General features: G+C 67.3%; 12 protein-coding genes. 11 read left to right on the top strand and 1 reads right to left on the bottom strand.

Annotation, left to right across the window (positions count from 1 at the left end):
- Window positions 1-79 precede the first annotated feature (79 nt).
- The 11 genes from mqo (at window position 80) to AC5P8R_RS10810 (ending at window position 12,705) form a co-directional block, all read left to right on the top strand.
- A complete protein-coding gene (mqo, locus tag AC5P8R_RS10860; RefSeq protein ID WP_495223391.1) occupies window positions 80-1,768 on the top strand; it encodes a malate dehydrogenase (quinone) in 1,689 nt (562 codons plus the stop codon).
- A gap of 326 nt (window positions 1,769-2,094) precedes the next feature.
- Complete coding sequence (locus AC5P8R_RS10855; protein ID WP_075076127.1) at window positions 2,095-4,287, top strand: TonB-dependent siderophore receptor; 2,193 nt, start codon at window positions 2,095-2,097, stop codon at window positions 4,285-4,287.
- Window positions 4,288-4,468: 181 nt separating this feature from the next.
- Window positions 4,469-6,112 carry a malonate decarboxylase subunit alpha gene (gene mdcA, locus AC5P8R_RS10850; protein WP_014646340.1) on the top strand — a complete coding sequence of 548 codons (1,644 nt, stop codon included), beginning with the start codon at window positions 4,469-4,471 and terminating at the stop codon, window positions 6,110-6,112.
- A 10-nt stretch (window positions 6,113-6,122) separates the two neighbouring features.
- Window positions 6,123-6,443, top strand: coding sequence for a malonate decarboxylase acyl carrier protein (gene mdcC / locus AC5P8R_RS10845; protein WP_014646339.1), 321 nt, complete (start codon window positions 6,123-6,125; stop codon window positions 6,441-6,443).
- The gene (locus AC5P8R_RS10840) at window positions 6,440-7,348 is read left to right on the top strand and encodes a biotin-independent malonate decarboxylase subunit beta (RefSeq protein ID WP_495223389.1); all 909 of its coding nucleotides are present in this window, start codon (window positions 6,440-6,442) and stop codon (window positions 7,346-7,348) included. The genes mdcC and AC5P8R_RS10840 overlap by 4 nt, the downstream gene beginning before the upstream one ends.
- A gap of 2 nt (window positions 7,349-7,350) precedes the next feature.
- Window positions 7,351-8,055 (top strand): biotin-independent malonate decarboxylase subunit gamma, encoded by a 705-nt coding sequence (gene mdcE / locus AC5P8R_RS10835; RefSeq protein ID WP_495223401.1) that lies wholly within the window; start codon window positions 7,351-7,353, stop codon window positions 8,053-8,055.
- Window positions 8,048-8,689 carry a malonate decarboxylase holo-[acyl-carrier-protein] synthase gene (gene mdcG / locus AC5P8R_RS10830; RefSeq protein ID WP_495223387.1) on the top strand — a complete coding sequence of 214 codons (642 nt, stop codon included), beginning with the start codon at window positions 8,048-8,050 and terminating at the stop codon, window positions 8,687-8,689. The genes mdcE and mdcG overlap by 8 nt, the downstream gene beginning before the upstream one ends.
- A gap of 35 nt (window positions 8,690-8,724) precedes the next feature.
- Entirely contained in the window at window positions 8,725-9,540 is an 816-nt protein-coding gene (gene mdcB, locus AC5P8R_RS10825) for a triphosphoribosyl-dephospho-CoA synthase MdcB (protein ID WP_014646335.1), read from the top strand.
- Entirely contained in the window at window positions 9,537-10,457 is a 921-nt protein-coding gene (gene mdcH / locus AC5P8R_RS10820) for a malonate decarboxylase subunit epsilon (RefSeq protein ID WP_014646334.1), read from the top strand. Before mdcB ends, mdcH begins: the two co-directional genes overlap by 4 nt.
- Window positions 10,458-10,561: 104 nt before the next feature.
- On the top strand, window positions 10,562-11,929 hold the full coding sequence (locus tag AC5P8R_RS10815; RefSeq protein WP_014646333.1) for an SLC13 family permease: 1,368 nt from the start codon (window positions 10,562-10,564) through the stop codon (window positions 11,927-11,929).
- A gap of 56 nt (window positions 11,930-11,985) precedes the next feature.
- Window positions 11,986-12,705, top strand: a complete 720-nt coding sequence (locus AC5P8R_RS10810; RefSeq protein ID WP_014646332.1) for a GntR family transcriptional regulator — start codon at window positions 11,986-11,988, stop codon at window positions 12,703-12,705.
- 294 nt (window positions 12,706-12,999) lie between these two features.
- Here the strand turns inward: AC5P8R_RS10810 and AC5P8R_RS10805 are convergent, their stop codons facing one another.
- Window positions 13,000-13,323, bottom strand: coding sequence for a hypothetical protein (locus tag AC5P8R_RS10805; RefSeq protein WP_014646331.1), 324 nt, complete (start codon window positions 13,321-13,323; stop codon window positions 13,000-13,002).
- Between the last annotated feature and the right edge of the window lie 129 nt (window positions 13,324-13,452).

Below are 13,452 nucleotides of genomic sequence, written 5' to 3'. Positions count from 1 at the left end.
CAAGGCGTTGTTTCTTCACGCCCTTTCCCTGCCCCACGCGCATCCTGACCCCTTCCCCTCCGCCAACGATCCCGCCCCCATGAAGAAATTTGGCAAGGCTCTTCTCGCCCTGCTCGTGCTGCTGTTGCTGGCCGCCGCGCTGTTCCTGTACTGGCCGCTGACCCAGCGCTCGGTGCCCGCCGCCAGCAACGACAAGCCCGTCGATGTTGTGCTGGTCGGCGCCGGCATCATGAGCATCACCCTGGCCACCTACCTGCAGGAACTGCAGCCGGACTGGAACATCCAGGTCTACGAACGCCTCGACGGCGTCGCCGGTGAAAGCTCCGATGGCTGGAACAACGCCGGCACCGGCCACTCGGCGTTCGCCGAACTGAACTACACCCCGGAACTGCCCGACGGCAGCATCGAGACCAAGCGCGCGGTCGGCATCGCCGAATCGTTCGAGGTCTCGCGCCAGTTCTGGTCGCACCAGGTGAAGGAGGGCCGGCTGAGCCAGCCCAGCGACTTCATCAACCCGACCCCGCACATGAGCTTCGTCTGGGGCGATGACAACATCGCCTACCTGCACAAGCGCCAGCAGGCCCTGGTCAAGAACCCGCTGTTCTACGGCATGCAGTACTCCGAGGATCCGGCCCAGATCAAGCAGTGGGCCCCGCTGCTGATGGAAGGCCGTGACCCGAAGCAGAAGGTTGCCGCAACCTGGATGCCGCTGGGCACCGACGTCAACTTCGGCGTGATCACCCGCCAGCTGACCGCCGGCCTGCAGCGCAGCCCGAACTTCAGCCTGCACCTGAACCATGAAGTGAGCGCGCTGCGGCAGAACGCCGACAAGAGCTGGAACGTGACAGTGAAGGACCTCAAGGCCGGCACCGAATCCACCACCCACGCCCGCTTCGTGTTCATCGGTGCCGGTGGCGCCGCACTGAAGCTGCTGCAGATGTCGGGCATTCCGGAATCGAAGGACTACGCCGGCTTCCCGGTCGGCGGCCAGTTCCTCGCCTTCCAGGGCCAGGACGTGACCTCGCGCCATGGGGTGAAGGCTTACGGCATGGCCGAGACCGGCTCGCCGCCGATGTCGGTGCCGCACCTGGATGCGCGCAAGCTGGACGGCAAGCCGGTGGTCCTGTTCGGGCCGTTCGCGCTGTACAGCACCAAGTTCCTCAAGCACGGCTCGTGGTGGGAACTGTATTCCTCGGTCACCCACAACAACGTTGGCCCGATGCTGGAAGTGGGCAAGGACAACCTGGACCTGGTGCAGTACCTGATGGGACAGGCGCGCCTGAACGATGCCGACCGCCAGGCCGAACTGGTCAAGTACTTCCCCAATGCCAAGCCGGGTGACTGGAAGCTGGTCACCGCCGGCCAGCGCGTGCAGATCATCAAGCGCGATCCGCTGAAGGGCCCGGTGCTGCAGTTCGGTACCGAGATCGTGACCGACAAGGACCACACCCTCGCCGCCCTGCTCGGCGCGTCGCCGGGCGCGTCGACCTCGCCGCCGATCATGCTTGACCTGATGGCCAAGGCCTTCCCGGAGCAGATGAAGGCCAGCTGGGAAACCCGCCTGCGCGAGATCGTGCCGTCGTACGGGCGCAAGCTCAACGACAGCGCCGCGCTGGTCAACGAGATCCGCACGCTGACCAGCCAGACCCTGCAGCTGCCCTACCTGGAGGTGCCGGTGGACGCGAACGCGGCATCGCCCGCTCCGGCGGCGGTTCCGGCGCCGGCCAAGGAAAAGCGCAACGCCAACGAGGAACTGCAGGCGCTGTAAGCCCGCAGGTTCCCTTCGATGCAGACGGACGGCCACCTTCGGGTGGCCGTTTGCGTTTGGGCAGGCTACCGCCTGTAGAGCCGAGCCCATGCTCGGCTCCGGCAAAAAGCAGCCGAGCATGGCTCGGCTCTACAGAAAGCGATGCCCCGTGCCGGGAACCCTGCGCACAATGACGCGAATTGTAATGTTGTTAAGAATTATTTACATTTGCGTCCTGCGCAGTGACCGCGCCTCGCCCCAGACGGACCTGACCGTGCCCGAAGCCGCCGCCCCGGGTGCTGGACGACTGTTGCCGCCCCTCCCCGCCTCCACGCTTCGAGCCCACCATGTGCCTGACCTTCGATAACCGCCTGCCCCGCCGCGCGCTGCTGCCGGCCGCCCTGCTTTCGTCTTTGACCCTGCTGGCCGCGCCCAGCGCGTTCGCCGCCACTGATGGCGCTGCCGACGCCAAGACCCTGGACCGGGTGAGCGTGCGTGCCGAACAGTCGGCGCCGCCGGCCAGTACCACGCGCCTGCCGATCACCCTGCAGGAAACCCCGCAGTCGGCCACCGCGATCAGCCTGCAGCGCCTGCAGGACGAATCGCTGTTCAGCATCAATGACGTGATGCGCAACGTGACCGGCGTCAGCGTGTCCTTCTATGACACGCAACGCCCGCTGTACTACGCGCGCGGCTTCGCCATCACCGACTTCCAGGTCGACGGCATTCCCACCTACAGCGGCTCGACCAACCAGGAGTACGACACCGCTTTCTACGACCGCATCGAAGTGATCCGCGGTGCCAACGGCCTGCTCAGCGGCGCCGGCGTGCCGTCGGCCACGGTCAACCTGCTGCGCAAGCGCCCCGGCAAGGAATTCGACGCGTCGTTCGCGGTCAGCGCCGGTAGCTGGGACTACCGCCGCATGGAAGCCGACGTAACCGCGCCGCTGACCGCCGACGGCCGCTTCCGCAGCCGCGTGGTCGCCGCCTACACCGATCGTGGCCTGTATTACGACCGCTACAAGGAAAACAAGATGGCCGGCATGGCGGTGCTGGAAGGCGATGTCACCGACAGCACCACGGTTACCGTCGGCTACCAGACCCAGGACAACAACCCGACCGGTTCGACCTGGGGCACCGTGGCGTTCTTCGACAACCAGGGCAACTTCGCCCATCTGGCGCGCTCGACCAACCTGTCGCCGAAGTGGAGCTACTGGAAACGCGAAAGCAATACCGCCTTCGCCAACCTGGAACAGCGTTTCGGCGACCACTGGCTGCTGAAGATCAACACCGCCTACACCCGCGGCAACGTGCAGAACGTGCGCCTGTACGGCACCGGCAACCCGGACCCGGTGACCGGCGCGGGCATCTACCTGCGCGCGGCCGCCGGTGATTCGAAGGACACCCGCCGCAATGTCGATGCCTACCTGACCGGCAGCTTCCCGCTGTTCGGCCGCGACCACGACCTCACCGTCGGCGCGCAGTGGTCGGACCTGGAAGGCACCACCAATACCGTGGCGCTGAACTTCCCGGGCGACTGGGCGACCTGCGGGCGTGAGCGCTGCTACTACATCCCCAACGTGTTCAACTGGAACGGCGACATCTCCGAGGTGACCTACACCCGCACCGGCGCACGCCGCGTGGCCAAGACCACGCAGAGCGGCGTCTACCTGGCCACCCGCCTGCGCCTGGCCGAGCCGCTGTCGCTGATTGCCGGTGCGCGCCTGAGCCGCTGGGAAACGCTCAGCCGCTCGTACAACGCTGCCGGCGCCTATACCGGCACCAGCGGTGCATACAAGGTGAGCGATGAGGTCACTCCGTACGTGGGCCTGGTCTACGAGATCACCCCGAACGTGTCGGCCTATGCCAGCTACACCGAGATCTTCAATCCGCAGAACTACAAGGACCGCAACGAGAACCTGCTGGCACCGGTGCAGGGCTCGAACCTGGAAGCGGGCATCAAGACGCAGTGGTTCGATGGCCGCCTGACCGCCAATGCGGCGGTGTTCGAGGCCAAGCAGGACAACTACGCGGTGCGTGACATGAGCGTGCCGGAAGGTACGCTGAGCGACGGCAGCTCGGCCTATATCGGCATCAACGGCACCAAGGCGCGCGGTTGGGAGATGGACGTCAACGGCGAGATCCTGCCGGGCTGGACGGTCAATGCCGGCTACACCCGCGTCAAGGTGACCCGCGCCGCCACCGACCTGCTGTACGCCAATCCGCCCAAGGACCTGCTGCAGCTCAACACCCAGCTGCAGCTGCGCGGCGCGCTGGAGCGACTGAGCATCGGCGGTGGCCTGCAGTGGCAGAGCCGGGTGCAGGGCTACAACATCGCCTACCCGCTCGGCGGCACGGTGACGGTGAACCAGCCGGCGTATTCGCTGGTGCAGTTCAACGCCAACTACCGCATCAGCGACAACTGGACCGCGACGCTGAGCGTGCGCAACGCGCTGGACAAGACCTACTGGGCCAACCTGGACTACAACAACTTCGGCGAGCCGCGCTTCGTGTCGGCCAGCCTGCGCTGGAAGTTCTGAGCAAACGACGGGTGCAAGGTGGGTGCCGACCGTTGGTCGGCACGCCCTCCGCCACGACCACGGTCGTGGGCTACCTGAATGGGCCCGTCTCCGTGCGGGCCTTTCCTTTTGCTGCACTGCAGGTTGCACCCTACGCCGTAATTATGCCGTAATTATTCCAACACCCGTCGGAAGCCGGTCAATGAACCCGAGCTGGGATACGTTGGAACGCAGTCGCCAGGCCCGCCTGGAACGTGCCGCGCCGTGGGCCCGGGGACGCGAGGTCGCCGCCGGCGACGTAGGCGAGCTGCTGCATGCGCTGCTGGAGCCCGGCGACAAGGTCTGCCTGGAGGGCAACAACCAGAAGCAGGCCGATTTCCTCGCCCAGGCCCTGGCCGATCTTGATCCGGCCCGCGTGCACGACCTGCACATGGTGCAGTCGGTGCTGTCGCTGCCCTCGCATCTGGATGTATTCGAGCGTGGTATCGCTTCGAAGCTGGACTTCTCGTTCTCCGGCCCGCAGTCGGTGCGCCTGGCCAACCTGGTGGCTGAAGGGCGCATCCAGATCGGTGCCATCCACACCTACCTGGAACTGTTCGGCCGCTACTTCATCGACCTGACCCCGCGCGTGGCCCTGGTCGCCGCGCAGGCCGCAGACCGGCACGGCAACCTGTACACCGGCCCGAACACCGAAGACACGCCGGTGATCGTCGAAGCCACTGCCTTCGGTGGCGGCATCGTCATCGCCCAGGTCAACGAGATCGTCGACACCCTCCCCCGCGTCGACATTCCCGCTGACTGGGTCAACTTCGTGGTGCAGGCGCCGAAGCCGAACCACATCGAGCCGCTGTTCACCCGCGACCCGGCGCAGATCTCCGAGATCCAGGTGTTGATGGCGATGATGGCGATCAAGGGCATCTACGCCGAGTACGGCGTGAACCGCCTCAACCATGGCATCGGCTTCGATACGGCGGCCATCGAACTGCTGCTCCCCACCTACGCCGAATCGCTCGACCTGAAGGGAAAGATCTGCCAGCACTGGGCGTTGAACCCCCACCCGGCACTGATTCCGGCAATCGAATCGGGCTTCGTCAGATCGGTGCATTCGTTCGGTTCGGAACTGGGCATGGAGAAGTACATCGCCGCGCGAGGCGATGTGTTCTTCACCGGCGCCGATGGCTCGATGCGTTCCAACCGCGCGTTCTCGCAGACCGCCGGCCTGTATGCCTGCGACATGTTCATCGGTTCCACCCTGCAGATCGACCTGCAGGGCAACAGCTCCACCGCCACCCGCGACCGCATTGCCGGCTTCGGTGGCGCACCGAACATGGGCTCGGACGCACGCGGCCGCCGCCATGCCAGCGAGGCCTGGATCAAGGCCGGCCAGCAGGCCGCGCGCCCGGGCGAGATGCCGCGCGGGCGCAAGCTGGTGGTGCAGATGGTGGAAACCTTCCGCGAGCACATGGCACCGGCCTTCGTCGAGCGGCTCGATGCCTGGGAACTGGCCGAACGCGCGAACATGCCGCTGCCGCCGGTGATGATCTACGGCGACGACGTCAGCCATGTGCTGACCGAGGAAGGCATTGCCAACCTGCTGCTGTGCCGCACCCCTGAGGAGCGCGAACAGGCGATCCGTGGCGTGGCCGGCTATACCGCCGTGGGCCTGGGCCGCGACCGCGCGATGGTGGAAAACCTGCGCGACCGCGGCGTGATCCGCCGTCCCGACGACCTTGGCATCTCCGTGCGCGATGCCAGCCGTGACCTGCTGGCGGCGCGTTCGGTGAAGGACCTGGTGCGCTGGTCCGGCGGTCTGTACGACCCGCCCAAGCGCTTCCGCAACTGGTAAGGGGCTGAGCATGGAAACCCTCGACTATCGATTCGAAGGGCACACTGCGGTGCAGTTTCCGCGCGACGCGGTGCTGGTCGGCGTGCTGGCCTCGGGCAACCTGGAAATCCTGCTGGAGCCGGCCGCACTGGACGGCGCGATGACGGTGCGCATCATCACCGCCGCGAAGGGTTTCGGCAGCGTGTGGCAAGCGGTGATCAGCGACTTCGCACAGCGTCATCCGCTGCGCGATGTACGCATCTCGATCAACGATGCCGGTGCGACCCCGGCGGTAGTCAGCCTGCGCCTGGACCAGGCCGTGGAAACCCTGCGTGCTGGAGATCCACGATGAACCGGACGCAGCGCTGCAGCTACTACGAAGCCGATGCGCGCGAGCGTATCGCCAGCCTGGTCGATGCCGGTTCCTTCAGGGAATTCCTCGGCCCGGCGCGGCGGATGATGAGCCCGCACCTGGCACAGCTCGACCAGCCCGCGGCGTTCGACGACGGCATCGTTGTCGGCGAAGCCACGCTGCGTGGCCGACGCGTGCTGCTGGCCGCGCAGCAGGGTGAATTCATGGGCGGCGGCGTGGGCGAAGTGCACGGTGCCAAACTGACCGGGCTGCTGCGCCGCGCAGCCGAAACACATCCCGAAGGCGTGCTTCTGCTGCTGGACACCGGTGGTGTGCGCCTGCACGAAGCCAATGCAGGGCTCATCGCCATTTCCGAGATCATGCGCGCCACCCTGGACGCGCGTGCAGCGGGTGTGCCGGTGATCGCGCTGATCGGCAGCGGCAACGGCGCCTTCGGCGGCATGGGCATCGTCGCCCGCTGCTGCAGCACGGTCATCATGTCCGAAGAGGGGCGCCTGTCGCTGTCCGGCCCGGAAGTGATCGAAACCGTGCGCGGCGTGGAAGAGTTCGATTCCCGCGATCGCGCGCTGGTCTGGCGCGTAACGGGAGGCAAGCACCGCTACCTGATCGACCAGGCACAGGTGCTGGTGCCCGATGCCATCGAGGCCTTCGCGCAGGCGGCCAGCAACGCGCTGCAGCCTGATACCAGTAGCACCGATCCGGATACTGCACTGGCTGCGCTGCAGGAACGCCATGCGGCATTGAAGGCGCGCGTGCAGGCCTGGGGCGATTGCCGCGATGGCCTGGAGATCTGGGCCCGCCAAGGCATCGCAGCCCCCGAGCGACTACCGCTGCTCGACACCGATGAGTTCCTCATCGCCACCGCCGACCGGAGCCTGCCATGAGCATGCCGTTGCAGAACCTGCTCGATGCCCTGTTCCCGCATGGGCATGCCATTGCGGTGAACGATTCGGTGCTGACCGGCAGCGCCACCACCGAGGATGGCGAGGTGACCGTGATCGGTACCGCCGACAAACTTGAAGTCGGCGTGGACCACGCACTGGCACTGGCCGAAACCGTGCTTGCCAGCACCGGCGCTCATCCACAGCGACCGATCGTGATGCTGGTGGATACCGCCGGACAGCGCCTGGCGCGGCGCGACGAACTGTTGGGCATCAGTGGTTACTTTGCGCATCTCGCGCAGACGCTCGATCTGGCACGCCGCCGTGGTGCGCGCCTGATCACCCTGGTCTACGGCGAATCCGTCAGTGGCGGCTTCCTCTCATTCGGCCTGATGGCCGACCACATCCACGCCCTGCCCGATGCACAGGTGCGGGTGATGGACCTGCGCGCAATGGCGCGGGTGACCAAGCAACCGCTGGAGAAGCTGCAGGAGCTCAGCCAGAGCTCGCCGGTATTCGCGCCGGGCGTCGCCAACTACGTGGCGATGGGTGCGGTGGACTCGTTGTGGGAAGGCGATCTTTCCCAGCACCTGCTGCAGGCCCTGCGCACACGCGCCGAAGGCGACCGACGTGCCGCACGCGGCGCACAGCGCGGCGGTCGCGCCCTGGCGGCAGCGGTTTCGACTGCGGTGGCCCACGGCGATGCCTGAGCGGCCCGCCCGCCACACGCTGGCCTGGCTGTCGGCCGAAGCCGACTGGCGGGCTGACGTGACTGGACACGAACCGCGCCTGGCAGCATGGTTCGCACAGGGCCTGCCAGCCATGGTGGCACGCAGTGCGGCGGATGATCCCGACCCGCGGCTTCGCCTGGGGGTGCCGCTGCCGCCAGGCGAAGGCAAGCAACGGCTGGCGCTGCGCGTGGCCCTGCAGGACATCCAGCACCTGCAGCCTCCCCCTGCCCTGGATCAGATTCTCGCCGGCGGCGTTCCGGCTGATTGGCAGGCGGCACTGCAGGCAATGCTGCGGCTTGCACCGGCCCGCGTGTTCGGCGCCTTCGCCTGGCAGCACCTCAGCGGTCTGCCCTATGTGCACGCACGCTCGGACATCGACCTGCTGTGGCAGGTGGGCGACGCGCGCCAGGCCGACCTGCTGGTCGAGCGCCTGCAGCACTGGGAAAGCGCCTTCGGGCATCGGGTCGATGGCGAACTGTGCCTGGTGGATGGTGGCGCGGTGAACTGGCGCGAATACGCCGGGCGCAGCCGCGAGGTACTGGTCAAGCGCCTCGATGGTGCCGCACTGGAACTACGTGATGCGTTGTTCGCCTCCACCGGGGTGAGCGCGTGAACGCCCTCGTGCAACCGGAGGTCAGACCAGCTGCCGTGGACAGCGCGCGTCTGGGGCGCCTCGCCATCGCCAGCCTGCACGCCGAACTGGCCCTTGCACCCAAGCCAGGGTTGGTCACCCCCTTCGACAGCGGCAGCCACCACGACATGGACGCCGGCACGTTCCTGCGCAGCCTGTTCACGCTGCGCCACTACTTCATCGCCGTGGCCTGCCTCGGTGCAGCCGAGGCGGACTTCAATGCCTTGCGCCGGTGTGGCATCTCCGCCGAAATCGCGATGCTGCGCGCGACCGCCGGCATCAACACTCATCGCGGCGCGGTCTTCAGCCTTGGCCTGCTGGTGGCCGCCTCCGCTGCCTGCCGGGACCGCGCGGGCCGTACCGCCGCAGCCGAACAGGTCTGCCAGGAAGTGCGCCGCTGGGCTGCCGAGCTCGCCGACGCACCTCTGGATGCGAACAGCCCCGGCCAACGCGCGCGCGCGCGGCACGGCGTGCAGGGCGTGCGCGAACAAGCGGCCGCCGGCTACCCGCTGCTGCGCGACGTGGCATTGCCTGTCCTGCGCCACGCACTGGCCAGCGGCCTGCCACGCGAGGCCGCGATGTGCCAGACGCTGATGCAGCTGATCGCGTGCGTGGATGACCTCAACCTGCTGCACCGTGGCGGCGCCAACGGCCTGCGCTGGGCCCAGCAACAGGCGCGAGGCTTCCTCGATGCCGGTGGCGCCTTCGTACCCGGCTGGCAGGCACGCCTGCACAGCATCGGTGATGGATTCGTCGCACGCCGGCTGAGCCCCGGCGGCAGTGCCGACCTGCTGGCCTGTGCCTGGTTCCTGCTGCAGCAGGAGGTCGCATGAGCCTTGCCCTGCTCTGCCCCGGCCAAGGCGTCCAGCACGCGGAGATGTTCGAACGCGTGCGCGATCTTCCGGCCGCACGCCACATCCTTGATCTGGCCAGCACGGTGCTCGGACGCGATGTATTTTCCGCCGCTGGGGCCGAAGACCGCTTCGACAATGCGCAGGCGCAACCGCTGCTGTGCGCGGCCAGCCTGGCGCAGTGGCAAGGACTGCGCGACTGCGTGCCAGCGCCGACGCTGATCGCTGGCTACAGCATCGGCGAGCTCGCCGCGCACGCCATTGCCGGCAGCTTCGATGCGGCCACCTGCCTTGCCCTTGCGGCGCAGCGCGCGCGATTGATGGACAGCGCCAGCCCCGCCGATGCAGGCCTGCAGGCGGTGCTTGGCTTGGAACGCCATGTACTGCAGCCGCTGTGCGATCTGCACGGTGCGCACGTGGCCATCGCCAACGGGCAGGACCATTTCATCGTGGGCGGCACGCACGCCTCGTTGCAGCGGCTGGCCGATGCAGCGCGGGCGCAGGGCGCGGACATCCGTCTGCTGCCGGTGCGCGTGCCCGCACACACACCATTGCTGGCGGCGGCGGTCGCACCGTTCGCTGCCGCACTCGATGCATCGCCACTGCAGGCCCCACGCCTGCCGCTGCTGGCCGGCATCGATGCGCGACCGGTGCGGGATCGCGCAACGGCAGTCAACACGCTTTCGTTGCAACTGGCGCAGACCATCGAATGGGCGCAGGTGATGCGCCAGGCCTTCGAGCGCGGCGCGCGGGTATTCCTGCAGTTGGGCCCGGGCAACGCGCTGGCGCGCATGGTCGCGCCGGCCTATCCGTGCTGCGAGGTGCGCGCGGTGGAAGAGTTCCAGAGCCTTGAAGGCGCGGCGGCATGGGTCCGCAGCGCGCTGGAACGGCTGCAGTAACGGGTTCGAGCAGTACGTATCACGCAACACGCCGTACGTCGCCTTACCCCGGGATGGCGGGTCTCCATCCGCGCTGTACGTGAGTCACGTGTCTGGGAGGGCGCATGAGTCCACAAATCGCAACGATCATCGGTCTGGTGATCATGTTCATCGTCGCCACCGCGATGCCAATCAACATGGGTGCCGTCGCTTTCGCGCTGGCCTTCATCATCGGCGGGCTGTGGGTCGACATGGGCGGCAAGGAGGTCCTGGCCGGCTTTCCCGGCGATCTGTTCCTGACCCTGGTCGGCATCACCTACCTGTTCGCCATCGCGCAGAAGAACGGCACCATCGACCTGCTGGTGCACTGGGCAGTGAAAGCGGTGCGCGGCCATATCGTGGCCATTCCGTGGGTGATGTTCGTGATCACCGCGGTCCTCACCGCGTTCGGCGCTCTGGGCCCGGCCGCGGTCGCGATCATCGGCCCGGTCGCCCTGCGCTTTGCCAAGCAGTACAACATCAATCCACTGATGATGGGCCTGCTGGTCATCCATGGTGCGCAGGCCGGCGGCTTCTCGCCCATCAGCGTGTACGGCAGCATCACCAATGGCGTGGTGCAGAAAGCCGGGCTGGAAGTGACCGAGATGGCGGTGTTCCTGACCAGCCTGGGCTTCAACTTCATGATGGCGACGATCTGCTTCTTCGCCTTCGGTGGCATCGCCCTGCTGCGTCGCGGTTCGATCACGGCAGCGGGAACGATCGGCAATGCCGAGCTGGCGATGGCCGGTGGCCCGCAGGCATCCTCGCGCCAGTTCGCGATCGAAGGCCATGGCGCGCTGGTCGCGGCGGGCGGCGGCACCCTGTCCAACGATCCGGCGGCACTGGATGAGGTCAGCCTGACCCGCGAGCGGTTGTTCACCCTGATCGGCCTGCTCGGCCTGGGCGTGGCCGCGCTGATCTACAACCTCAACGTCGGCCTGGTCTCGATCACCGTGGCTGTCGCGCTGGCACTGCTGTCGCCACAAAGCCAGAAGGGCGCGGTCGATGGCATCAGCTGGTCCACCGTGCTGCTGATCTGCGGTGTGGTGACCTACATCGGCGTGCTGGAACATGCCGGCGCGGTGGACTTCATCGGCAATGGCGTGTCCGACATCGGCATCCCGCTGCTGGGTGCACTGCTGGTCTGCTACGTGGGTGGCATCGTCTCTGCATTCGCCTCGTCGGCCGCGGTGCTCGGCGCAACGATTCCATTGGCCGTGCCGTTCCTGATGCAGGGTCACCTCAGCGCCGCTGGCGTGATCTGCGCGCTGGCGGTGTCGTCCACCATCGTCGATGTCAGCCCGTTCTCCACCAATGGCGCACTGGTGGTGGCTTCGGCAGCCAAGGAAGAGCGCGAGAGCCTGTTCCGTCGCTTCCTGGTGTACAGCGGTCTGGTGGTGGCGCTGGGGCCGTTGCTGGCCTGGCTGGTGTTCGTGGTGCCGGGCTGGATGTAACCGCCATCGGGTCGTGCCGGCCGCTGGCCGGCGCGACCTGGCGTTACACTCTGCGCATGGCCATTGCCCCTGCCCCGCGGTCACCGAAGAAGCGCGCGCCTCTGTACGAAGAGGTGGCCGAACACGTGCGCGAGCGCATCTATGACTACCGGTTGCCGCCGGGCGAGTGGATCGACGAGCCCGCGCTGTGCAAGGAACTGGGTATCAGCCGTACGCCCCTGCGCGAGGCGTTGAAGCTGCTGGCAGCCGAAGGCCTGGTGCAGATCGATGCCGGTCGTGGCAGCCGGGTCACCCGGCTGACGCTGGAAGACCTCAACCAGCTGTTCCCGGTGATGGCCATGCTGGAAGGCCGTTGCGCACACGAGGCGGTGAGGCACATCGACGATGCCGGCGTGCAACAGCTGGAGGCCCTGCATGCGGCGATGGAAGCGGCGGCGGCCGAGGGCAACATCGCCGAGTACTACCGCAACAACTACCTGATCCACGAAACCGTGCAGCATTACGCCGGCAACCCGTGGCTGATCCGCATCACCCACGACCTGCACCGCATCCTGAAGATGCATCGCGGCCGCCAGCTGCTGACCCCAGGGCGCACCGCGCAATCGCTGGCCGAGCACCGCGAGCTGATGGAGTGCTTCCGCCGCCGCGACGCGCAGGCCGCCGAACGCACCATGGAACGCCATCTGCTCAGCCAGGGCCAGGCCCTGGCCGCCTATGTGGCGGCAGGCGGGCTGTTGAACGTGCCGGCGCCCTTGCCGACCGAAGGCGGCGGCTGAGCGGATGTGGTTGCCGGCCAGCGGCCGGCACTACCGGGACGTGCCCTTGGTTGGACTGTTGAACGTGCCGTGGGCGCTTGCCCGCCGAAGGCGGCGGCTGAGCGGATTTGGTTGCCGGCCAGCGGCCGGCACTACCGGGACGTGACCTTGGTTGGGCTGCTGAACGTGCCGTGGCCGCTTGCCCGCCGAAGGCGGCGGCTGAGGGGAAGAGGTTGCCGGCCAGTGGCCGGCACTACCGGGACGTGACCTCGGCGGGTTAGTGCCGGCCGCTGGCCGGCATCCCGAAACGTCTGATCAATCGCCACCGCAGCTGCCGCCGTCCCCCCCACCACCATCACTGCTGCAGTCGGAGCTGCTGTGGCTGTGATGGCTGTGGCTGTCACTGGAATAGCCAACGGAGGTGTCATGGCTTGCACCGCCATCCCCCCGGCTGCCTGAGCCATCGGCCGTGGCCACTGCCAGGCACAGGATGGCGCCGACCAGCGGCAGCAGCCAGACCAGCAGCAGCTGCACCGCGCGGCCACCCGCCGACAGGCCATCACGCCTGACGATCACCACGGTAGCCGCCACGTTCAGGCCCAGCACCAGCAGGACCAGCAGAAGGGCAACGATCAACATTCGGCGGCTCCATGCCTGGACTGGAGGGCATTATGGGCCTGCCAGCCCGGCAATGGCCCTGCCCGTCATGAAGATGGGACAATGCAGGGCGCGCCGGCCTGCTTCCAGGCCGCCGGCGCCCCCCGCACC

It is taken from the genome of Stenotrophomonas sp. YJH_SMC_73 (genome assembly GCF_059370155.1).
This window is presented reverse-complemented; position numbering and strand designations above follow the sequence as displayed.